The organism is Dactylosporangium sp. NPDC049525 (assembly GCF_040676755.1).
In the GTDB taxonomy this organism is placed as follows: Bacteria; Actinomycetota; Actinomycetes; order Mycobacteriales; family Micromonosporaceae; genus Dactylosporangium.
Map to the genome: position 1 here is coordinate 14,890 of NZ_JBFAPO010000009.1, position 21,977 is coordinate 36,866.

The window sequence follows — 21,977 nt, forward strand, 5'->3', positions numbered from 1 at the left end:
GGAGGCCGCCCAGCGGACCTGGTCCGAGTGGCTCGCCGCCGTTTACGCCTGACCGCGCCGCGGGGGGCGGGGGCCCCCCCCGCGCCCCCCGGCGGGGCACGGGCGCCCCCGGCCGCCCCCCCCCCCCCCACCCCTCGTTGCGTGGTCAGTCCCACGGGTGCAGGACAGGGCTCCGGGCCAGGTCGAACTCGTTCCGCGTGGACGGCAGGCCCTGCCAGCCGTAGTCGATCACGACACGGACCTTGTCGCCGCGCCGCTGCACGGAGATGAGGAACGTCTGCTCGCCCCGTGCGGTCGGGTACGTCCGGCTCAACAGCACCGTCTCGTCAGCGCCGGGGCTGTCGGCCGTGGACACCTGCCGGTACCGCAGCGTGACCGGCGTCGGGTCCGTCCTCGAGGCGGCGCGCTGCACCGACGGGCAGCGGGCCACCGCCGACCGGACCTCGGCGAGGTACATGCTCGCGCCGCCCGAGCTGTAGGTCGCGTCGGTCCGGCTCGTCTCCGAGTTGCTCGGCGGCGACGGGACGTACAGCGTGGAGACCCCGCGACTGGGGGTCCGGGTCACCAGCTTCGCCTCGCTCGGGTGGTCCATCGTCGTGCACGGCGCCGGAAGCAGCTCGTCGAGGTAGTTCACCTCCGGTGGGAAGCAGGCGGTCAGTCGGGCGTAGCACTGATCCTCGGGCGCTGAGCCGACCGGGGGCTCCGGCGGCTGCTCTGACGACGGCTCCGGTGACGGCTTTGGTGACGGGGAGGTCGTCGGCACCGGAGGTGTCTGGGCGGACGGCTGGAACGCGAGCGCGGTGCCGCCGATGACGGCGAGGACTGCCAGCGCAGTCACCGCGAGGCGGATCCGGTTGCGGTGGGTACCGGCGCGGCGCAGGTCGGCCGGGTCGGCGAGGACCACTCTGTCGGCGTCCGTGCCGAGGACCGCCAGCTGGTCACTGATCGGGTCACGCATCGCGCTCACCGCCTTCCCTGCCGCCGCCGCTCACGACGTCGCAGGTGACGTCGCTGTTGGCGTTGCTCGTGACGTTGCTCGTGACGTTGCTCGTGACGTTGCTCGTGACGTTGCTCGTGACTTCCTTCATGGCGAGGGCCAGGGCCGCGCGGCCTCGGGACAGCCACGACTTCACCGTGCCGACCGCGACCCCGGTCTCCACCGCGATCTCCTCCACCGGCCTGTCGAGCAGGTAGTGCAGGACGAGGGCGCGCCGCTGCGCCGGTGGCAGCGTCCGCAGCATCGCGACGACGAGCAGCGTGTCCTCGCTCGGCGCCGGCGTCACCCCGCCGGGCGGGGCCTTCGCCGCGAACAGCCGCCGCACCGCGAGGCGCCGCCACCGGTCGGTCGCCAGCCGGTAGATCACGGTACGCAGCCACGACTCCGCCGACTCGTAGTCGCGCAGCCCTGACCATCGCTGCCAGGCCCGCACGTACGCCTCCTGGGTGAGGTCCTGGGCGTCGCCGAGGTCACCCGTCAGCCCGAAGGCGTAGCGCATCGTGCGGCGCGACGTCCCCCGGTAGAACTCGTCGTACGCCTCGCGGGCGTCCCTGCTCATGCCAGAGAACACGGCCAACCCTTCGGGAAGGTTGCGTTCGCCTACAGTGCGGATATGAGGCTCGTCCCGGTCGTGGAGATGGCCACGTCACAGCCCACCTATCTCAACCTGGATCACGCGACCCTGATCGCGCCGGTGCACCTGGACACCAAGGCGCGCGTGCTACGCAGGGACCAGGAGACGTGGGCCGTCACGTTCGTGGTCACCGTCGGCGACACGGCGGCGGTCTACGCGACGCGCCGCTCGTTCGCCACCGAGCAGGACGCGCTGGCGTGGATCGCCGCCGTCACCGAGGTCGTCCGCTGAAGGGCTTGTCGCCGGCTGCTCCTCAGACATGGTCAAGTGGCCTCGGCCGGTAGCCAGGCGGCTTTGCCGGTGGTCAGGGTGGGGCGACTGGTAGCCAGGTCGCCTCGGCCACGGCGCGGGTCGCGGCGTCCGTGTAGACGGCCGTGGCCAGCCATGCCTGGGCGAACGCGCTGCCGTCGTCCCCGGCGAGCCGCCCGAACGTGTCCCGGGGACGGGTGCACGCCGCCTCCGTCAACCGGTCGAGCAGGACCGCGCCGGTGTCGAGGCGGGCCCGCCGCAGGCGGGTGGCGTCCGAAGGACCCCGGCCCGCCGCGAACGTGTGCACGGTCCGCCCGCCGGACACCGTCCGCTCGACCTGCGCCGCCAGCAATCGCAGCACCGGATCGCCGGTCGTGGCGGCGGCCCTGCCGGCGACCGCCGTGAGCTGCGGCGTTGCCTGCGAGGGTGTGGCCTGCGCGGGCTTGGCCTGTGCGGCGTGATCGCCGTCCGGGGTGCCGGACGTGCCGGTGGTGTCCAGCGCCGCGAGCGTGCCGGTCTGCGGCAGGTGGCTACGGTGCAGCCGATCGAACGCGAGGTCCGCGTGCCCGCCCTGCGCCGCCGGCAGGTTCCAGCCGGTGCCGTCCAACGGCGCGACCGACAGCGGGAACACGGTGCCCGGTCGCGCCGGATCGGGCCGGGCGACCATCAGCAGCTCCAGGCCGGCGGTGTGGCCGAGGAGCCGCAGATTCTCCCGGTACGCCAGCGCCGGCGAGTCGTCAGCGACCCGCAGCGTCAGCGGGGTGCCGCCGGAGGCGGTTGCGTGGACGGCGTCGTCGCTGCCGGTACCCTCGATCCGGACCGACAGGAAGACCAGGTCGTCACCGGCCCGCCGGTCCGTCACCGGCAGGGCAAGAGCCTCGAACGCCCGGTGCACCTGCTCGCCGAGCGGCACCGCCCACAGCCTGGCCAGGGGCTCCTCGTGCCACCCGCAGCCGCCCGCGGTGACCGCACGCACCGACTTGCCCGCCCCGAGCTGCCGGGTCGCGGACGCCGTCGCACCAGACACGACGAGACCCGCCCGGGTCAGCGCCCGGTGGCTGAGCGCGGTCTCACCGAGCGCGACGGTCGCGTTGCCGGCCTTCGCGGCTCGCCGCGCGTCACCGGGCATCAGGTCCGCGATCATCCACAGACCACCGTCCCGGTCCACGACGTAGGTGACCACGCCCGCGTAGCCGGAGTCGGCGAGCACCGCCGTCGTGCACAGCCCGTGCAGCCGGAGGCTGCCCTGCAGCTCGTACGCCCGCCGGGCCGTGCCCAGCAGCCCCTCCGCCGGGCCGCCACCGGTCGACCGCAGCCGCTGCAGGACCCCGATGAGCTCCTGCAACGCGGCGGTCAGGTCCCAGAGCCGGAAATCGGGATCGCCGGTACGAGCGGCCCGCAGCATCGCGGCGACGATCCGGGCGGCGGCCGCTGGACGGTACACCTTGCACGCCTGCCCCTCATGCGCCGCTCGCAGCAGCGCGGTCCGCGCGACCGTCCCCGACCCGGTGACCCCTGCGGCCAGCACGTCGACGGCGGCCCGCCACAGGTGCTCGACCGCGGCCCGCTGCTGCACCGTCAACGGCTCCGCCGTCGCCTCCACCGGCACGGCGTTGCCGTCCGCAGCCGGCACGGCGGTGTCGTCGGTGCCCGGGTCCGTGGCGCCGACGACCTGGCTTGCGGCGGGCGCGGCCACGTCCCCCGCCCCCGCCGGCAGCGCAACGCCGACGGCGTCCTGTGAGGCCGTGGACGTCTCCGCCGCGGAACCCTCCGCGTACGCCGGGGCGAGCGCCAGCACCGCGGCGCGGTGCAGGCAGTTCGGCGCGAGCAGGCAGGTGCACGTCGCCGCGTCCGCTGACCGGACGACCCCGCCGTCCGTGACCAGGGTGACGGTGGTTGTGTCGTCAATCGCGACCGTGAACCGCCCGTCCTCGGCCGTGACCGGCAGCGCCGAGAAGCGCGTCACCGCCTCGTCGACCTTCTTGCGCAGCCGGGCCGGCAACGCGTCGACAGCCGCCACCAGAACCGTGTCCGCCACCGGCGGAAGGGCAACCCCACTCATGCCGTCACCTCCGCCGCGCTCCGGCGCCGGCCTGAGCCGGCACCACCAACCCGATGAGCGGCTCCTCCGCTGCGCTCCGGACCGCTCATGCGCGCACCTTCTCCCCGACCCAGCGGGCCAGCTCCAGGGGACTCAACGCGGCGACCGGCATGCCGCACGCGACGAGCTGTGAGGCCACCGACACCGAATACCGCGGGCGGCCCCCGTCGTCGAGGCTCGCACAGCCCAGGACGGTCGCACCCGACTCGACCAGGGAACGGGTCTCCGCGAGGAGGCCGCCGAGGGGGTACCCCTCCTCGAAGTCACTCACGACGACAACCAGCGTCCGCGACGGCACGGTCACCAGCGACCGCGCGTGCCGCAAGCCGGCCGCGATGTGGGTGCCGCCACCGACCTTGACCTCGAGCAGCAGCGCCAGCGGGTCGCTGACCCGGTCGGTGAGGTCGACGACCTCGGTCGAGAACGCCACGAAATGCGTCGTCAACGCCGGCACCCCGGCGAGGATCGCCCCCGTCAGCGCCGACCAGATGACCGACGCCTCCATCGACCCTGACACGTCGACGACGAGGACGAGCCGCCAATCGACGCCCCGCCTGGCCTTGGTGCGGAACACCGGCCGTTCCGGGATGATCCGTACCCGGCCTTGCTCGTCGCGGCGGGTCGTCGCCAGGTTGGCCCGCAGGGTGCGCGGCAGGTCGAGCGGCCCGCCCGGCCGTCGGGTCGGCCGCGGCGTCGTGATCCCGGCGAGGGCCGGCCGCAGCCGCGCCGCCAGCTGCCGGGTGAGTTCCTCGACGATCCTCGCGACCAGCGGTCGCAGCCGCGCGACGACCGACTCGGGCATGGCGCCGGCGAGGGACAGCACGGTCTGCAGCAGCTCCACCGACGGGTTGACCGCGTCGGGGTCCAGCAGCAGCGCCGCCTCCCGCCGCCCGGACTCCGCGGCTCGGGCCAGGACCTCCTCGCGGATGCCCGGCCCGAACAACGCGGACAGCTCCTCCGCCCACTCCCGCACACCGGGGAACGGGGCTTCCCGACCCGCCCGCCCAGCGGCGTCGGCTCGCGAGCCCTCGCCGGTGCCGGCGCCGTAGAGCTCGTCGAGGGCGGTGGCGTACCGTGTCGCCCCCGGGCCAAGGTCGTCGGACCGTCGCCCCAGTAGCAACCGCCAACGATCCACTGTGGACAGCGTGCGACTGGCGCCGGCCGTGACGGGTCCGCCGGACGGCGCAAGCTCACCGGGCTCCGCGGGGTTTCCGGGCGCCGCGGGGTCACCGGATGCCGCAGGTGCGCTGGACGGTGCCGGCCCGCCCGGCGCGGACAGGGGTTCGGGCTCCCCAGACGGCAGCGGCCCGGGTGGGGTGACGGTGGTGTCGGCCGCCGGTGGGGTCAGGCCGTACGCGGCGAGTGCCGCCGTGCCCGCCCGGTCGGCGAGCAGCCTGACGAGGAGCTCGTCCGGTGACACGTCGGCGATGTCGCGCGCCGAGGCCGTGTCGCCGAGGCGCTGCTCGACGACGGCGAGGAGCCGGTCCCGGCCGGCGGGGCTCACCGCCTGGAAGCCACCGCGCAGCGCCGGCAACCGGGACAGGAAGTCGGCGTCGGGCAGGGTCTCGACCCGGTCGAGAAGGCCGTCGAGGATGTCGTCGCCGGCCTGCAGGAGCGGCTCCGCGGCGGTGAGCAGCCCGCGGAGATGGCCGAGCAGCCGGCGCCGGCCGTCGTCGGTGCGGGCGCCGTCGACCCAGGACGCCAGCCGGGTTCCGAGCGACGCGGGTTCGGCGAGGCCGAGGATCACCTGTACGGCGCCGGCGGCCGCGGACATGACCGGGGTGCCGTCGCGGGAGAGACGGTCGACGGCGCCGGCGAGCCGGAGCCCGACGCCGGCCGCGTCGGCGCGCTGGGCGAGGGCGACGAGGGCCCGGACGTCGTCGACGGACTCGGATCCGGTCAGGCCGTCGACCTGGCGGACGGCGGCGGACTCGAGCTGCTCGATCACCGGGGCCAGGTCACCGAGCAGGCCGGAGGGCAGGCCGGGGACGTGCCCACGGTCGAGCCGGTCGACGAGAGCAAGGGCGGCCATCAGCTCGTCCAGGCTCGCGGCGGCCGGCACCTCGGCGGCGACCTCCGCGACCCGTTCGCGGGTCAGCGCGACGAGCCCGCAACCGGCGGCGACCGCGAGACCGTCGATCAGCTGCGCCGACGTCGGACCGTTGTCGTCCTGCTCGACGCGACGGCGGTGCCGCAGCGTTCCCTCGGCCGCCTGGGCCAGGGTGACACCGCGGATGCCGGCGAGCTCCAGCATCGCCTCGGTGCCCGGCACCCACTGCACGGTCCAGCGGGTGGTGAGGGCGTCGGTGCCGCCGGCGCCTTCGACGGCGACGCGTTCGCCGTACGGCACGCGGCACACCTCGAGCTGCCGCAGCGTCACCTCCCGCCGCCGGTCGAGGTCGGAGCGCAGCGAGTCGAGCCGCATGTCGCGGGGCTTCTCGCCGGCCACCGGCAGGCGGAGCTCGCCGACGAGCGCCTCGACCGCGGGCCGCAGCCCGGACCGGGGTGTGCCGGGCGCGAGGACGCCGCGCTCCTCACCGACGAGGACCTGCTCCATCGCGGACGCGACAACCCGCCCCCGCCCGAGGACCTCGCCGTGCGCGACGACGCTCTGCAACGCCTCGACGATCTCGCCCCGGCCAGGGGCGGGCAGTGCCCGCAGCCGAGCCAGGTCCGTGGCGAGCCGGAACGCCTCCCGCGCCTCGGCGGGCCCCGTCGGGTGGCCGGCGGCACGAACCCGGGCGCACACGTCGACGATCGCGGTGAGCGCGGCCCGTTCGACGTCGGCGGGGCGTCCACCGGCGGTGACGACGGCCTGCTGCCAGCGGGGGTCACGGATGCCGGCCGGGTAGCCGGACCTGGCGTCGAGCAGCGAGAACGCGTACGGCACCAGCGACGTGACGACCTCGGGCGCCTTCCCGGCCCGCTGCGGTGCCGGGTCGGTGGCGGGTTTGTCGACGTCGAGCAGCGCCCACGCGTGAAACGAACCGACGACCGCGGCGACCCGCCGGCCCTCGAGCGCCGCGAGGTGCCGGCGCATCCACGCCTCGCGGCGCAGGTCGAGCGCGGTGACGTCGTCGCCGGTGTCGTGCCGCATCGCCCAGCCGACCAGCAGCGCCGCCCGGCGGACCGCGTCCGGCGTGGCGCCGGGGGACCGGGCCTCGACGACCCGGTCCCACATGTCCTCGTCGGGCCGGCCAGTCGCGGACCGCCGCAGGGCGTCACCCAGCAGCCGCAGCCCCTCCGGCGCAACCGGCGTGGCCGCGACCGTCGCAGGGCCGCTGGTCCCGTCCGGTGCGGGCCCGTTCACGGGGCGCCCCGCCGCGCCCGGCCGCGCCAAGGGACGGCCGTCCGATGCGGGTCCGCCCGCAGCCACTCCGCCCGCCGCAGGCAAGGCCCCAGCGGTTCTGTCCGAAGCCAGCCCGTCCTGCGCAGTCCCGTCCGAAGACTTCCCGTTCGGCGTGGTGCCGTCCGAAGCTGGTCCGTCCAGGGCAGGTGCGGCGGCAGGGCCGTCGTGCTGAAGGTCCTCGTGCCATGCGCGATCGGCCAGGGGCAGGTCGCACGGGATCACCTCGACACCGTTGCGGGCCGCCCACCGCACCGCGACCAGCTCCGGCGAGAAGTCCGCGAACGGGTAGAACGCCGCGGTGCCGCGCGGGCCGGCCACCCCGGCCAGGGCGACCGGCGCCGTGGTGGCTGGGTCGGCCAGCCACGGCAGCCAGTCCGCGAACTCCGCCGGAAGCTCCAGCAGGAGCACCTCCGGCCGGGCCGCGTCGAGGAGCTCGTCCATCACCGCGGACAGCGCCGGCGAGTGGTGCCGCACCCCGATGAGATACGGCGCCGTCGACTCGGCGAGCGCCCGCAACGCCCCGTCAGGCACCTCACCGGAAAGGCCACCACCGGAAAGGCCACCACCGGAAGAGCCACCACCGGACGGCCCGCCGGGAAGCTCACCCGAAACGCGAGCGCCGGGAAGCTCAGGACTTGAGGACATCGCGGAGCTCCCACAGCTGGGTCCACAGCCGGGACCCCTCCTCGGCGCGGCGACGCACGGCGCCGTCCCAGTAGCCGAGGAGCTTCGCCCCGTCGGCCGGGTCGTCCTTGCACACGACGCCCTGCAGGTGGGCCGGCAGCAGCGACAGCACGTCGCGGTCGCCGGGGAAATACGCCGCGGCGAGGCCCAGGGACGTGGCGACGGCGACGGCCTCGGCGGTGCTCATCACCGTGGACGGCCGCTCCACCTCCCAGCCCTCGACGGACCGGCCGGCCCGCAGGTCCCGGAACGCGGTGACGAGAGCCTCGAGGACCGCCTCGTCGACGCCGAACGGCGTGCGCACCCGGTCGAGGGCGGCCTTCGCCTGCCGGCCGACGAGCGCGGTCTCCGCGGCCAGGTCGGGGATCGGCCCGACGGTCTCGAAGTTGAACCGGCGCTTGAGCGCGGCGGACATCTCCGACACGCCGCGGTCGCGGAGGTTGGCGGTGGCGATGAGCGTGAAGCCGGGCGCGGCGTGGATGGTGGCGCCGGCGGTGCCGGACAGCTCCGGCACCGCGATGCGCCGGTCGGACAGGATCGACACCATCGCGTCCTGGACCTCGGGCAGGCAGCGGGTGATCTCCTCGACGCGGGCGACGGCACCGGCCCGCATCGCGGTCAGCACCGGCGACGGCACGAGCGCTTCGGGGCTGGGGCCGCCGGCGAGCAGCAGGGCGTAGTTCCAGCCATACCGCAGTTGGTCCTCGGTGGTGCCGGCGGTGCCCTGCACGACCAGTTCGCTGGTCCCGCAGACCGCCGCCGACAGCAGCTCCGACAGCATCGACTTGGCGGTGCCGGGCTCGCCGACGAGCAGCAGCCCGCGCTCGCCGGCGAGGGTGACGACGCAGCGCTCGACGAGCGCCCGGTCGCCGACGAACTTCCGGGCGATCGCCAGCTTCGCGGGCAGCCCGGCGGCGCGGGCGCCCTTGGGCAGGGTGAGCTCCTTGTCGTCGCTGCCGACGATGAACGTCACCACGGCCCGCGGCGTCAACCGCCAGCCGGGCGGCCGGGCGCCGTCGTCATAAGCGGCCAGGAACGCCAGCTCGCCCGCGTGGGCGTGCTCGGCCGGGTCGACCTGCCGGGCGTGACCGGAGTCGAGCCCGGGGGTGGTCTCCAACGTGGTGCTCATCGACGCCCTCTCGTGGTGAGTTCTTCGAAGCGGGGATGGTCGCCGCCGGTGACCCGGGCCCAGGCGACGGTGAACAGGGCCGGCGCGGGCGCGACGGGGATGACCGCGCCGAGGCCGATCACGTTGTCGCCGTCGCGGATGAACAACGGCACCTTCCACAGCTCGAACGGCAGGTTGGGGCTGGACAGCGCGACCCAGCCGCCGGGCAGGAACAGGCTGCGCCCGGCCCGCGGCCGCTTCGCCTCCACGACCAGGTCAGTGGCGGCGAGCTCGGCGCGGGCCTTCTTCAGCCGGGCCGGTTTCCAGCCCGTCCACGCCGCGACGTTGCGGTCGGTCGGGTCGGGCAGGGCGAGCAGCTGCAGATAGAGCGTGGCCGCGTCGGCGCCGAGGCCGTGCTTCGCGGCGACGTCGGCGACCAGGTCCGGTGCGGAGCGGGACGGGTCGTGGTCCTCGTCGGCGCCGTCCGTGGAGGCCGCCGCCTCGACCCACGCGTCGAGCTGGCCGCCGAGGATCGCGCGCATCGCGACGATGAAACGCGGCGAGCTGTCCAGCTCGGTGAGCAGCGCGGCCAGCCGCGGGTCGTCGGGGCCGGCCAGCCGAGCGGGGCGCAGCAGGATGTTGGGCCAGTGCCGGTCGTGCACGATCTTGTAGAGGCCGGCGTCCTGGGTCGTGCCGTCGGTGGTGACGGGGAGGCCGAGCTTGGCGATGAACTCCGTCAGGTTCTCCTCATAGAGCGTCCCGATCTGCACCTCGAGCTGCGGGTCGGCCAGCAGCTGCCGGACCAGCTCCAGCACCCGCGGCAGGCTGACCCGCAGGGGGTGCCCGGCGGGCAGCCGCCGCACCAGCCAGGGGATGGTGCGGGTGACGGCCCGCAGCAGGTCGGGGACGCTGACGCCGTCGACCGGGCCGTGCAGCCAGCGGCACGTCTCCGGGCTGGCGAGGCCGTGCACGAACGCCGAGGCCCGGATGCCGGCGGTGATGCCGGCCTTGCGCACGTCGACGACGAGCTCGTCGGGCAGCGGGATCCTCGGCCCGTGCCGCTCCACGTGCCAGGCGCCGGCCTGCTCGACGGACGGCCCGGTGGTCCACAGGCCCGCCGGGTCGCCGGGCAGCAGCGCCGCGGCGAGGGAGTGCCGCTGCGAGCGGGGCAGCGAGTCGCGGTCGCCGAGGGCGCCCTCGATCGCCGCGTCGGTGAGGAGCGGGTCGACCTGCCAGCCGGCCGGGCGGCGCTCCTGCCAGTCCTTCAGCGAGATCGGGTCGGCGAGCAGCACCGCGGCGTCGGCGAGGGTGATGCCGGCCGCCGCGGACACCGCCGGGACGAGCTCGGGGCGCCACGGCAGCGGGCCCCGCTCCCGGGCCGCCGCGACGAACGCGGTGAGCCGCTCACCGTCCCAGCCGCCCGGGTCCAGGACGTGATGCTGGGTGATGGCGTGGCCGGCCACCGCGCCGAACGTGCCGTCGGGCGAGTATTCGACCGCCTTGACCTCGCCGTCGGACGGGTCGGTGCGCAGCACGACGAGCCGCCGCTCGCCGGTGCTGATGACGTCGCCGGGCTTGGCCAGCGCGGTGAGGTCGTCGGCCTGCAGCCAGAGCCGCCGCAGCCGGCCGCCGGGCGCGAGCAGCCCCGACCCGGCCATGACCTCGAGCAGGCCGAGCAGATGGGTGTGCTGCTCCGCGGAGATCAGCGGCGACACGGCCCGATACAGCACGGCGGGCAGCGCACCGACAACGTCGAACCAGTCGGGGTCGGCGTCGCCGGCGATCGGCGCGATCGGGCGCTGCGGCTCCCGGCCGAGCAGCGCCGCACCGACGTGGATGTAGAGGTTGGCGCCGAGGTGGCTGTAGTCATAGCAGCTCGGGATGAGCCCGGACAGCGCGGCGTTGAGGATGCGGTCGGCCGGCAGGTGGTCGTCGGGGTCTGCCTGCACGGCGCCGGCCGTGATCGCCGCGGTCGCCGTGGTCAGCTCGACCAGCCGCGCCGTGGAGCGGGCCGCCTGCTTGACGACGCCCGCGATCCCGGCGAGGAGCGGCGCGGCACCCACCTCGGGGAACGCCTCAGCGACCAGCTTGCGGGCGGTGTCGGCGTCGATCTTCGCGTCGGGGCCGACGAGGTCGACGACGGCGGCGAGGAGCCGCGCGGCCTGGTCGTCGGTGACGGCCCGCAGCGCCGCCGAGCCGGCCTCGTCGCGGACCTGCAGGTAGTGCCAGTAGGTCGCCGGGGGCATCATGCGGGTGCCCTCCCGGAACGGATCCTTCTTCAGGTTGGTCTTGAGCGTGGCGATCTCCGCGCCGTCCTCGGCGCACAGGACGATCCGGTTGTCCCGCCACGCCTCCTGATACACCATGCCGTAGACGGTGTCGGAGCCCGGGAACCGGATCGCGCCGACCAGCTGTCCGTGCCGGCGGCCGGCCTGCTCGAACTTCCCCGGCAGCGTGAACGTGCGACCGTCGACGCCGGTGCCGATCTCCGCGCCGGATTCGGTGGTGCGGACCCGCCAGCCCACGAGGCCGTCGCGGTGCCCGAGCGGGCTGCCGGCCGCCTGCGGCGGCGCCGGCATCAGCCGGGACCGGTTGTGCGCCAGGGACTGGCCGTCGACGGCGCCGGCCTCGAAGAACGCCGGCAGCGACGGCCGGCCGAGGGCGCCGGTGGCCACGTCATACTCGTGCCAGCGCCAGTCCTCGTCGGCGGTCTGTGCGATGCACCAGTGGTGCTGGCCGTCGCTGCAGACCGCCGAGCGCTCCTGCGCGGACCGGTCGCCGACGTGCAACGGCCGGCCGCCGGCGGTGCGGCCGCCGCCCGGCAGGGCGAGGGAGCCGTAGTCGTTCGTGGTGAACGACTCGTCGGGGGTGGTGAACACGTCGTCGGCGGTGCCGCTCCAGTAGCCGGCGCGCTCCTCGCCGATGTCCCAGCTGACCAGCAGCTGGCCGTCGACGTAGCGCAGCACCGTGCTCCAGTCATAGCGGCGCTGGTCGGCGGGGATGCGCAGGGTGTGCTCCAGCTCGACCCCGTCGCCGCCGACGACCGTGACCTGGTCACCGGCGCGCACCACCAACTGCGGCCACTGCCGCTGCACCCGCACCTTCGCGTCATAGCTGTCGTCGTCGGACTCGATGTCGGCGTCGCCGATGAGGGTGTCGAGCGCGGCCTCCAGGGCCGGCCAGCCGTATTCGTCGAAGACGCCGGCGCGCAGCGTGGCGGCGAGGACCGGGCCGAGGTCATGGTCGGTGATGCGGCGCACCGCCTCCGGGTTGACCGCGAGACCCTCCGGGCAAGCGATGAGCGCGAGCCGCTTGAGCTGGTCGTCGATGCCGGGCAGGCCCTGCTCGATCACGCTGTCGGCGAGCCGGTCGATCCACCAGTGCAGCGCCGTGCGCAGGCCCGGCACGGCGACGACCGCGGCCACGTCCTCGGGCGACACCTTGGTGCTGCGCCAGCCGGGACGCAGGTGGTCCTCGATGCTGTTCGCGACCCGCGGCAGCAGCCGCGGGTGCGCGACGACGTGGACGAGGTCGCGGCGGCCGGGCTTGTCGTCCTTGAGCCACTGCTCGACGGCGCAGCCGGCGATGGCCGACACCTCGCCGAGCGGCACCCCGAGCTCGAGGCACAGGTCGACGACGTCGAGATCCACATAGCCGCCGGACGGGCACAGCTCCACCGGTGCGTCGTCGGCCTTGAGCCGCTCCGCCATCCGCATCACCAGTGCGGACTGTGCCGCCAGCCGCACCCGCCGCCACCCGCCACGGTGCCGGTCGAGGCGGGTCAGCCAGCCGGCGGGCCCGTCGGGCGACTCGGCCTCGGCCGGCACGGTGCCGGCGGGCTCGGTCAGCGCGGCGGTCGCGCCGCACTCCTCGAGGATCTCCAGCCAGGTCTCGTCGGGGCAGTTGCCGGGGAACATCGCCAGCAGCTGGCCGCGGACCGCGGGGTCCTGCCGGGCGACGGAGACCAGCACGGCCCGGTAGGCGATCCAGAAGCCGCCGGGCGCCCGGACGATCGACGGGGCGGTGAGCAGCACCCGCAGCAGTGCCTCCTCCTCGTCCTGGCCGAGCTTCGCCGTCTTCGCCAGCCGGCGCAAGTCGGTGTGCATCGACGCATACGGGGGCATCCCGCCGAGGGTCCGCTCCACGCACAGCCGCCGGAACCGCTCATATGCGGTCGCCGCGTCGGCGCGGGCGGCGAGGTCACGGGCATACGCCGACAGCGCCTTCGCGGTCAGCGCGCCGGCGAGGGCGAACTCCAGGAAGACGGTGTGCTGCCGGTCCTCGTCGATCTTCAACGCGAACGCCCGCTCGGCGTCGCGGGCCTTGCCGAACATCGACGCCGCGTAGGTCGGGCTGTCCGCGGCGAGGAACGCCCGTGCGGCCTCCTCGTAGAACGTCGGCAGGAAGTGCGGCACGGACCGCGCCAGCCGGTCGCCGAGCTCGACGAACCCGTCGCGCGCCGGGCCGATCCGCGACTTCGCGATCCGCACGAGCCGCTCGATGTCCTTGACGAGGGCCAGGGCGTGGTGACCGTTGGCGGGGTCGTGCACGAGCGCCCACGCGGGGAACCCGAGCGCCTGCTGGCGCACCACGCCGACCTCGGTGACGGTCTCGGGGGCGGCGAACCCGAGGAACTCCATGGTCAGGTCCTCGGCCGGGCCGAGCGTGCCGGGGACGAGGCGGACCACGGTGCGCTCGCCGAGCACCGGATGCCGGTAGGCCCGGGTGGTCAGCGTGTCGATCGTGTCCTGCGCCAGCCCCGCACCGCTCGGCCGCACCGCGCCGGCGTCGAGCAGCGCCTCAGGAACGCTCATGCCTGCTCCTCCTTGCTCTCCTCGACGACCCGGCCCGCGTAGAGCGCGGCGGCCATGCGCATGCCTTCGGACCAGGCGACCGGCCCGACCTCACCGAGCGGCACCGACGTGCCGTCGTCCCGGACGAACACCAGGTCGCCGGTCTCGGTCTCGTAATAGGGATCGTCGGAGCCGACCCAGCTGCGGGCCTCGACGGTGCGACCGCCCTCGAACACGCGGCAGATCGCGGAGCCGCCCTTCACCGGATAGCCCAGCGACGACGACCGCGCCGTCAGGTGCCGCAGCTCGGCGAACTTCCCGCCGGCATAGTCACCGACCCGGGTCGCGGTCGGCTCGACGTCGGCGCCGCGGCTCCACGTCTGGCGGAACAGCTGGTCGACGGACTGCTTAACGCCGAGGTCGGCGGCGAACTCGCGCAGGTCGTCAAGGTCGGCGAGCTGCACCGGGTGGGGGATCGCGACGCGCGCCGCGGGCAGCCGGACCGTCTCACCGTCGAGGTTGACGATGCCGACCGTGCCGCCGCCGTCGCCGGACGCGTCCCGCAGGAACCCGACCTCGTCGGGGTCCCACGCGCCGTCGGCGTCGAGGACGGCGACGACCAGGTCGGTCAGCGCGGCCCGCCACACCTCGTCGGCCCAGACCCGGGCGAGGACCTCGGCGGGCACAGGCAGTGACCGGACCATCCACCGGTCGACCTGCTCGCGCACCTGCGCCTCGTGCCGGCCCAGCCACTCCTGCAGCTGCTTGAGCCCGAACACGACGGCGTCGTCCTTCAACGCCGGTGGCACGGACTTGAGCAGCTTGCCCTTGGCGTTGCGGCACGCTATGCGCCCGGCATCCAGGGTGACCTCATAGCCACCGCCGGCGGTCAGCCACGTCATGCGATCCCTGCCTCATCGGGTCTCGGACTTCCTTGACCCCCGGCAGGTTAGTCACAGGGTGCGACATTTTTCGAAGCCGTCCCGGCGCCGGCAGGTCGGGATGACCGGGACGTCCGGATAGATGGGGGAAACATCCATCACCCGTTACCGCCGCCGACCCGCCCGGCGATGAGGTGAGGACGACACCGAGGTCCACTGTGGACAGCAAAGGCGCAGTGACCGTGGCACGATTGGAGTGCCGCGCGAGCCGCGGCCGCGACCGACGACCACGGGCGCGGAACAGCACCTCAGCAGAGTTCTGTCAATACCTGACATATGCCATCGCCGCATACCGGTTTGGGGCGTTACTTTCGGTAAGTCCTTGACAGAACACGCCTGCCCGATGAGGATCGCGCCGTGGTGGCCCAGCGCATCGACCCTCACACCCTCTGGCATCCCGAGACGGGCGGCGCCGGCCGGCGGGTGGCCGAGACGCTGCGCCTGTATGGTCCCCGCACCCGCGCCGAGCTGGTGCACCTCAGCGGATTGTCCCGCCCGACCGTGTCCTCGGCCCTCGCCGACCTCGGCGGCGCCGACCTGGTGAGCGAGCAGGTGGGTGCCGCCGCCAAGCCGGTCGGCGGCCGCCCCGCGTCCGTCGTGCGGCTGACCCGGCGGGCCGGGATCGCGGTCGGCGTCGACGTCGGCCGCCGGCACGTGCGGGTCGCGCTCGCCGACCTCGGCCACGCGGTGCTGACCGAGCGGCAGTCCCGCACCGACTTCGACATCGACGACCGGCCCCGCGAGGCCCTGGACCTCGGCACGACCCTCGTCGACGCCGCGCTGCGCGGCATCGGCGCCACCCGCGCCGACGTCGTCGGTGTCGGGCTCGGGGTCCCGGCGCCGATCACCCGGGACTGGCGCATAGGGTCACCCGGGATGCTGCCCGGCTGGGCGGACGTGCTGCCGGCCGACGAGCTCACGGCCCGGCTGTCGCTGCCCGTCCGGGTCGACAACGACGCCAACCTGGCCGCCCTCGGCGAATACGTGTGGGGCGCCGGCCGCGGCTGCGCCGACCTGGTCTACGTCAAGCTCGCCACCGGCATCGGCGCCGGGATCGTGCTGGACGGCAGGCTCTACCGGGGCGCCGCCGGGACCGCGGGCGAGCTCGGCCACGTGACCCTCGACGCGAGGGGCCCCGTGTGCCGGTGCGGCAACCGCGGCTGCGTCGAGCTGTCCGTCGGCGGGCGGGCCCTGCTCAGCCACGCGCGGCTGTCGCATCCCGAGCTCACCGACCTCGCCGGACTCATCACGCTCGCGCAGGCCGGCGACCCCGGCTGCCGCAGGCTCCTCGCCGACGCCGGCACCCAGCTCGGCTACGCGCTCGGCAACCTCGTCAACCTGATCAACCCGCAGCGGGTCCTGCTCGGCGACGAGCTCGGCGCGGCAACCGACATCCTCCGCGAGCCGTTGCAGCGGGGGCTCGCCGAGACGGCGTTCACCGCCGCGGCGGCATCGGTCGAGGTCGTGCAGAGCGCCCTGTCGCTGCGGGCCGCGGCCCTCGGCGGGGTGGCGCTCGCGCTGGGCGTGGACACCGTCCCGTTCGCGGCCGCGTCCCCTACCCTGTGACGGGTGACTGACGCCCGTCGGCTGGTCGACCGGCTCTGGTCGTTCTGCCACGTGCTGCGCGACGACGGGGTCGGCGCCGTCGAATACGTGGAGCAGCTGACCTACCTGCTGTTCCTGAAGATGGCCGAGGAGCGCGGCGCGGACGTCGGCTGGCGGCGGCTGCGCAGCACGCCCGCCGTCTACCAGGACCTGCTCGACGAGCTGGCCGGCCGCCCCGGCGCCCTCGGCACGGTGTATTCCCGCGCCCGCAACCGGATCCAGGACCCGGCGAAGCTGCGCCGGCTGATCGTGCTCATCGACCGGGAGCACTGGACCGGGTCCGGTGCCGACGTCGCCGGCGCCGCCTACGAGGAGCTGCTGTCCCGCGGCGCCGAGGACGTGAAGTCCGGCGCCGGCCAGTACTTCACCCCGCGCCCCGTCGTCCAGGCCATGGTCGCCTGCGTGCGCCCCACTCCCGCCGACACGGTCGTCGACCCGGCCGCCGGCACGGGCGGCTTCCTGCTCGAGGCGGCGAGGACCGCGACGAGCGTCGCCGGCGTGGAGCTCGTCGACGGCACCGCCCGCCTCGCCGCGATGAACCTGCTCCTGCACGGCATCGGCACCCCGGACGGCCCGTCGCCGGTCGAGGTCGGCGACGCCCTGGCCGCCGACCCGGGCCGCCGCTACAGCGTGGTGCTGTCCAACCCGCCGTTCGGCCGCCGCGCCGGCGAGCGCGCGCCGGCCCGCGCCGACTTCACCGCCGCCACCGCCAACAAGCAGCTCAACTTCGTGCAGCACATCGCCACGATCCTCGACACCGGCGGGCGGGCCGCCGTCGTGGTGCCGGACAACGTCCTGTTCGAGGGCGGCGCCGGCGAGACGGTCCGCCGCCGGCTGCTGTGCGACTTCGACCTGCACACCTTGCTGCGGTTGCCGACCGGCATCTTCTACGCACAGGGCGTGAAGGCCAACGTCCTGTTCTTCGACCGGACCCCGCCGTCGGGGGTGTTGTGGGTGTACGACCTGCGCGCCGGCGTGCACTTCACGCTGAAACAGGACCCGCTGCGCCGCGAGCACCTCGACGGGTTCGTCGCCGCGTACCGGCCGGGCGAGCCGCGCACGTCCCGGGTGCCCGGCGCGAGGTTCCGCCCGTTCGGGCACGCCGCGCTGCTCGCCCGCGAACGGACCGACCTCGACCTGACCTGGACCGGCGAACCCGGCGAAAGCGGCGAGAACGGCGAAAGCGGCGAGAGCAGCGGAGATGGCGGGCAGGAGCCGCAGCGCCTCGCCCGCGCGATCGTCGCGGACCTGACCGCGGCGCTGCGGGAGTTCGAGGCCGTGGCCGCGGAACTGGAGCCCGGCGGCGGGTGATCCGGTTCACGCCGCCCGGACCGTAATTCGGCGCAACGGCATCGTCTTTAGCGGTAACGTAACGACTCGTGGTAATGAGCGCACCGGCCAGCACCCCTGTCAATGAGGCAACCGGCCGGGCGCCCGGGGTGGGGCGGCTCCTCGTGCCGCTCGGCGCGATGTTCCTGTTCGTGGGGCTGTCGGCCGCCGTCGTCGGACCGTTCGTGTCGCTGTTCCTCAGCACCGCGGTCAAGGCCGACCCGCTGCACGTCGCCGCGTTCCTCGTCGCCGGTCCGGTGTCGATGGTCGTGTCCTCGACCCTCATCGGCCGGCTGTCGGACCGGCGGCCGATCCGCCGGCAGATCCTCGCCGCGTCGGCCGCCGCCGGTGGGATCGGCGCGACCGCGACCGCGTTCGTCCGCGACTACTGGGTGCTGCTGGCGCTGACCGTGACGGTGACCGCGATCAGCGGGTCGCTGTTCCCGCAGGCGTTCGCCTACGCCCGGGAGATCCTGGAGCGGCGCGGTTCGACCCGGACCGCGATGACCATCAGCACGCTGCGGATGCTGTTCTCGATCGCCTGGGTGGCGGGGCCGCCGCTCGCTGCGCTGCTCCTGGACGCCGGCGGGTTCCGCGCGCTGTACCTGACCGCCGCCGTGATGTACGCGGTGGCCGTGCTCGTCGCCGTGTTCGTGCTCGACGACGTCGTGTCGGCGCCGAAACCGTCGCGCGCCGAGGCCGGATCGGCGCGCGGACGCGTGCTGGCGGTCGTCGCCGCGCTCACCCTGCTGCAGGCGGCCGGGACGCTCGGCGTGCAGGCGATGGCGCTGTACCTCAGCCACGACCTGCGCGGGTCGGTGCGCGACGCCGGCCTGGTGCTGGGGTTGTGCGCCGCTCTGGAGATCCCGTTGATGCTCGGCTTCGGCGCGCTGTCCACCCGGTGGCCGCTGCACCGGCTGATCATGATCGGCGCCGGTCTCGGCGTCGTCTACTACGTGCTCGTCGCCGCGTCCACGCACACCTGGCAGGTCGCGGCCGCGCAGCTGGTGAACGCGAGCTTCATCGCCGCCGTGCAGGGCCTCGGCATCTCCTACGTGCAGGAGATGCTGCCCGGCGAGCCCGGGCGCGCGGCGACCCTCGCCGGCAACGCCTACCCGGTCGCCGCGATCCTCGCCGGGCCCCTGTTCGGCCTCGCCCAGCACTTCGGCTACCGCTACGCCTACGCCGCCGGCGCGACGCTGTGCGCCGCCGGGCTGGTGCTGCTGCTGACATCCAGAGCGCCGTGGTCGGCGTTTTCCGCGTCGGTACGACCAGAGCCCGCCGATGCCGGTCCCTAGGGCCGGTGGCTCACGACGGGGGCCGGCCGAGCTTCGCCAGGTCGTAGCCGTCGGGGTAGGACTTCGTGACGATCCCGTCGGCGAACAGCGGTGTGGTGCGCGGCCGGGCCAGCCGCAGCAGCAACGCCCGCGCCCGTAACGCCCCGTGCAGCCCCGCCCGCGCCCAGGCGGGCGGGTCCGGGACCGCGTAGGCGCGGCGCAGCGCCGGGTCGTAGAGGGCGGCGATGAGCGCGTCGGCCGCGCCCCGCAACGGTTTCGGGATGCGGCCGCGCAGCAGTTCCCGGGTGACCCGCTCGATCCGCTCCGCCTGCGGGGTGTGCCGCAGGTGCGCCGCCTCGTAGGCGTCGAACCAGTCCTCGAACGCCCGGTAGCCGGCCGGGATGTCACGGACCCCCATCCGCAGCCCGATCTCGCGGTAGTAGCGGGCGGCCGCCTCACGCTCCTGCTCGGCGGGGACGCGCCACCCGTACCGCTGCAACCACCGCATCGGCACGACCACCAGGGCGGCCAGGACGTAGACGCTGTCACCGTTGTCGGCGGTCACGTGCCGGTGCGCCTCGTTCAGCAGGCGCAGCGCCAGCCGTCCACGGGGGTGTTCGAAGCCGTGCAGGAGGATCTCGTACATGATGATGCCGGTGTCGTCGGCGCGCCGGCGCGGCTCGGTCAGCACCCGGCCGGTCTCGACGAGGCGCTCGGCGACGCGGGGCAGTGCGAACGACCGGTTGAACGCTAGATTGAACGCCATACGCATGTCCCAGGGGAACTCCTCGCGCAGCGTCAGCTGGTGGATCAGCAGGTAGTCGACGCCCGCGTCGCTCGCCTCGATGCGTCGCAGATTGTCATATCGACCCCTTCTGATCCCCCGCATGGCTGAGCAGTCTACGGATCCGGTGGCTCATGGTGAAATCAGCGCGGCGCCGGTCGGCGCTCCTGGTGGTGGCCGTCCTCCTGGCCGGTGCGGCGCTGTGGTTCGGTGGCGACGAGGTGCTGATCCGGGTGCGCAGCGGCGGCGGGGTCGCCGGCCGCTATGACACGGTGGTGATCTGGGAGTCCGGCAAGGTGCTGGCCGGCGAGCAGGACCCGGTCTGGTCCTGGCTGACCCAGAGGCAGCACCGGCGGCTGCGCGCCGCCCTCGACGCCGCCGACTTCGCCAACCTGACCCAGCGCCCGGGCGGCGTGAACTTCGGCTACCGGATCGACTACGACCGCTGGTCGGTGGTGGTCGGCAGCGATGCCGTCGCCACCTCCACCTGGCTGGCCGATGTGCTGCAGGTGCCGCAGGAGGTCATCGGGGAGCACCGCCGCCGGTGAGCCGGTCCAGCATCTCGGTGAGGACGGCGGGGCCGGTCGCGAAGTTGAGGCGGACGAAGCCCGCGGTGTCCACTGTGGTCCCCGCGGAGAACTCGGCGCCCGCGCTGAGCCTGACCTTCGCGGTCCGCTCCAGCTCCCCGGCCGGATCCGTGCCACCCCAAGGGATCCAGCTCAGGTAGGTGGCCTCCGGCGGCCGGTGCGGCAGCCGCGCGGCGACCGCGTCCCGGTTGGCCCGCAGCAGCGCCCGGGTCCGCTCCAGCCAGCCGGTCGACTCCCGCCACGCGGCGACCGTCGCGACCCGGCCCACGATGCTCGGCGTGCCGTACAGGTCGAGGGGCTGCGCGTCCAGTGACGCCCGCACCGTCTCCGGTCCGACGTGCGCGACGGCGAGGCGCAGCGCGGCCAGGTTGAACGCCTTGGTCGCCGACGTCGCGGTGACGGTCCGGGCGGCGGCCGACGGGTCGAGGGAGGCGAACGGGACGTGCCGGTGCGGCCCGTACGCGAGGTCGGCGTGCACCTCGTCGGCCAGCACCACCAGGTCGAGTTGCTCCGCGACGGTCGCCAGGGACTCGAGCTCGGCCCGGTCGAAGACCCGGCCGGTCGGGTTGTGCGGGTTGACCACGACCAGCAGCCGGCAGCCCGCGAGCCGCTCCGCGAGCCGTTCGGTGTCGAACGTCCAGCGCGGGCCGTCCTCGAGCATCGGCAGCGGCACGATCCGCCGCCCGGCGCGGGCGATGCTGGCCAGGAACGGCGGGTACGCCGGCACGTGGATCGCGACCCCGTCGCCGGGCGCGGTCGTGTGCTCGATCATCACCTGCAGGATCTGCAGCAGGTCGGTGAAGATCCTGGTCCGCCCGGGTCGCGGATCCCAGCCGTGCCGCTGGCGCATCCAGTCCTCGAACGCGGCGACGACCGGGTCCTCGCCGCGCCAGAACGGGTAGCCGAAGTCCTCGCGGTGCACCAGATCCAGCAGGCCGTCCCGGATCGCGGGGGAGACCCCGAGGTCCATGTCGGCGACCCAGGCGCCGATGGTGTCCGGCGCCGTCGAGCCCCACTTGACGCCGTGCCCGGCCCGCAGCCGCGCCGTGTCGTCGCCGCGGGCGGGGCAGATGCAGTCGCGCAGGATTTCCATCTGGCCGTGGTGCTGGGCGAGCTCCTCGAAGACGTGCTGCAGCGCGGCGCCCTGGGTCCCGACCCGGTCCGGGCCCTGGAACCCGGGCGGCGGCGTGCCGCGGGGCGGGTCGTGCGGCGACGCGCCGCGCACGTCGGCGGCGAACCGCGCCCGCACCTGGGCGACCCGGGCCACCAGGTCCTCGACGCGGCCCTCGGCGGTGAACTCGGCGTCCCGGTCGCGCTCGGTCGGCCGGCCCGCGACGAGGGTCCCGGCCCAGAACTCGACCACGCCGAGGCAGTGCGTGAGCAGCGCGAACGGTGAGTTCGCCCCGGGCATCGGCCGGCGGCCCGCCCGCTCGTCGCCGAGCTCGGTGACGATGCCGACCATGCCGTCCAGTGCGCGGTCGGTGTAGTAGAGGTACTCCTCGGCGCTGATCATGCCCGTCCCCTTCGCGTCACCTGTCT

14 protein-coding genes are annotated in these 21,977 nt (G+C 74.5%); 5 read left to right on the top strand and 9 right to left on the bottom strand.

Annotated elements, in window-relative coordinates:
* Window positions 1-145: 145 nt before the first annotated feature.
* Together AB0K00_RS15875 and AB0K00_RS15880 are read right to left on the bottom strand one after the other, a co-directional pair.
* Complete coding sequence (locus tag AB0K00_RS15875) at window positions 146-958, bottom strand: hypothetical protein (protein ID WP_363521059.1); 813 nt, start codon at window positions 956-958, stop codon at window positions 146-148.
* Complete coding sequence (locus AB0K00_RS15880) at window positions 951-1,556, bottom strand: SigE family RNA polymerase sigma factor (protein WP_363521061.1); 606 nt, start codon at window positions 1,554-1,556, stop codon at window positions 951-953. Before AB0K00_RS15880 ends, AB0K00_RS15875 begins: the two co-directional genes overlap by 8 nt.
* 54 nt (window positions 1,557-1,610) lie before the next feature.
* On the opposite strand from AB0K00_RS15880, the gene AB0K00_RS15885 reads away from it, so the two are divergent.
* Window positions 1,611-1,862: a hypothetical protein gene (locus AB0K00_RS15885; RefSeq protein WP_363521064.1), complete on the top strand. Its 252-nt coding sequence runs from the start codon at window positions 1,611-1,613 to the stop codon at window positions 1,860-1,862.
* Window positions 1,863-1,935: 73 nt separating this feature from the next.
* On the opposite strand, the gene AB0K00_RS15890 is transcribed toward AB0K00_RS15885, so the two are convergent.
* The 5 genes from AB0K00_RS15890 to AB0K00_RS15910 form a co-directional block, all read right to left on the bottom strand.
* A complete protein-coding gene (locus tag AB0K00_RS15890) occupies window positions 1,936-3,942 on the bottom strand; it encodes a hypothetical protein (protein ID WP_363521066.1) in 2,007 nt (668 codons plus the stop codon).
* An 85-nt stretch (window positions 3,943-4,027) separates the two neighbouring features.
* Complete coding sequence (locus AB0K00_RS15895) at window positions 4,028-7,861, bottom strand: DUF5682 family protein (protein WP_363521068.1); 3,834 nt, start codon at window positions 7,859-7,861, stop codon at window positions 4,028-4,030.
* 97 nt (window positions 7,862-7,958) lie between these two features.
* A complete protein-coding gene (locus tag AB0K00_RS15900) occupies window positions 7,959-9,143 on the bottom strand; it encodes an AAA family ATPase (RefSeq protein WP_363521070.1) in 1,185 nt (394 codons plus the stop codon).
* Complete coding sequence (locus AB0K00_RS15905; RefSeq protein ID WP_363521073.1) at window positions 9,140-13,936, bottom strand: hypothetical protein; 4,797 nt, start codon at window positions 13,934-13,936, stop codon at window positions 9,140-9,142. Before AB0K00_RS15905 ends, AB0K00_RS15900 begins: the two co-directional genes overlap by 4 nt.
* Complete coding sequence (locus AB0K00_RS15910; RefSeq protein ID WP_363521075.1) at window positions 13,933-14,817, bottom strand: DUF4132 domain-containing protein; 885 nt, start codon at window positions 14,815-14,817, stop codon at window positions 13,933-13,935. The genes AB0K00_RS15905 and AB0K00_RS15910 overlap by 4 nt, the downstream gene beginning before the upstream one ends.
* 396 nt (window positions 14,818-15,213) lie before the next feature.
* Here AB0K00_RS15910 and AB0K00_RS15915 point away from each other — a divergent pair, with 396 nt between their 5' ends.
* The 3 genes from AB0K00_RS15915 to AB0K00_RS15925 all read left to right on the top strand — a co-directional run bounded on the left by AB0K00_RS15915 (window position 15,214) and on the right by AB0K00_RS15925 (window position 19,088).
* On the top strand, window positions 15,214-16,422 hold the full coding sequence (locus tag AB0K00_RS15915; protein ID WP_363521078.1) for an ROK family protein: 1,209 nt from the start codon (window positions 15,214-15,216) through the stop codon (window positions 16,420-16,422).
* 3 nt (window positions 16,423-16,425) lie between these two features.
* Window positions 16,426-17,772, top strand: coding sequence for a class I SAM-dependent DNA methyltransferase (locus tag AB0K00_RS15920; protein WP_363521081.1), 1,347 nt, complete (start codon window positions 16,426-16,428; stop codon window positions 17,770-17,772).
* Between the two features lie 74 nt (window positions 17,773-17,846).
* Complete coding sequence (locus AB0K00_RS15925; protein WP_363521083.1) at window positions 17,847-19,088, top strand: sugar efflux transporter; 1,242 nt, start codon at window positions 17,847-17,849, stop codon at window positions 19,086-19,088.
* A 10-nt stretch (window positions 19,089-19,098) separates the two neighbouring features.
* On the opposite strand, the gene AB0K00_RS15930 is transcribed toward AB0K00_RS15925, so the two are convergent.
* Window positions 19,099-19,956 carry an oxygenase MpaB family protein gene (locus tag AB0K00_RS15930; RefSeq protein ID WP_363521086.1) on the bottom strand — a complete coding sequence of 286 codons (858 nt, stop codon included), beginning with the start codon at window positions 19,954-19,956 and terminating at the stop codon, window positions 19,099-19,101.
* A 29-nt stretch (window positions 19,957-19,985) separates the two neighbouring features.
* On the opposite strand from AB0K00_RS15930, the gene AB0K00_RS15935 reads away from it, so the two are divergent.
* Window positions 19,986-20,399 carry a hypothetical protein gene (locus AB0K00_RS15935; RefSeq protein ID WP_363521088.1) on the top strand — a complete coding sequence of 138 codons (414 nt, stop codon included), beginning with the start codon at window positions 19,986-19,988 and terminating at the stop codon, window positions 20,397-20,399.
* Here the strand turns inward: AB0K00_RS15935 and AB0K00_RS15940 are convergent.
* Window positions 20,374-21,951, bottom strand: a complete 1,578-nt coding sequence (locus AB0K00_RS15940) for an aminotransferase class I/II-fold pyridoxal phosphate-dependent enzyme (RefSeq protein ID WP_363521090.1) — start codon at window positions 21,949-21,951, stop codon at window positions 20,374-20,376. The genes AB0K00_RS15935 and AB0K00_RS15940 overlap by 26 nt on opposite strands.
* Window positions 21,952-21,977 lie beyond the last annotated feature (26 nt).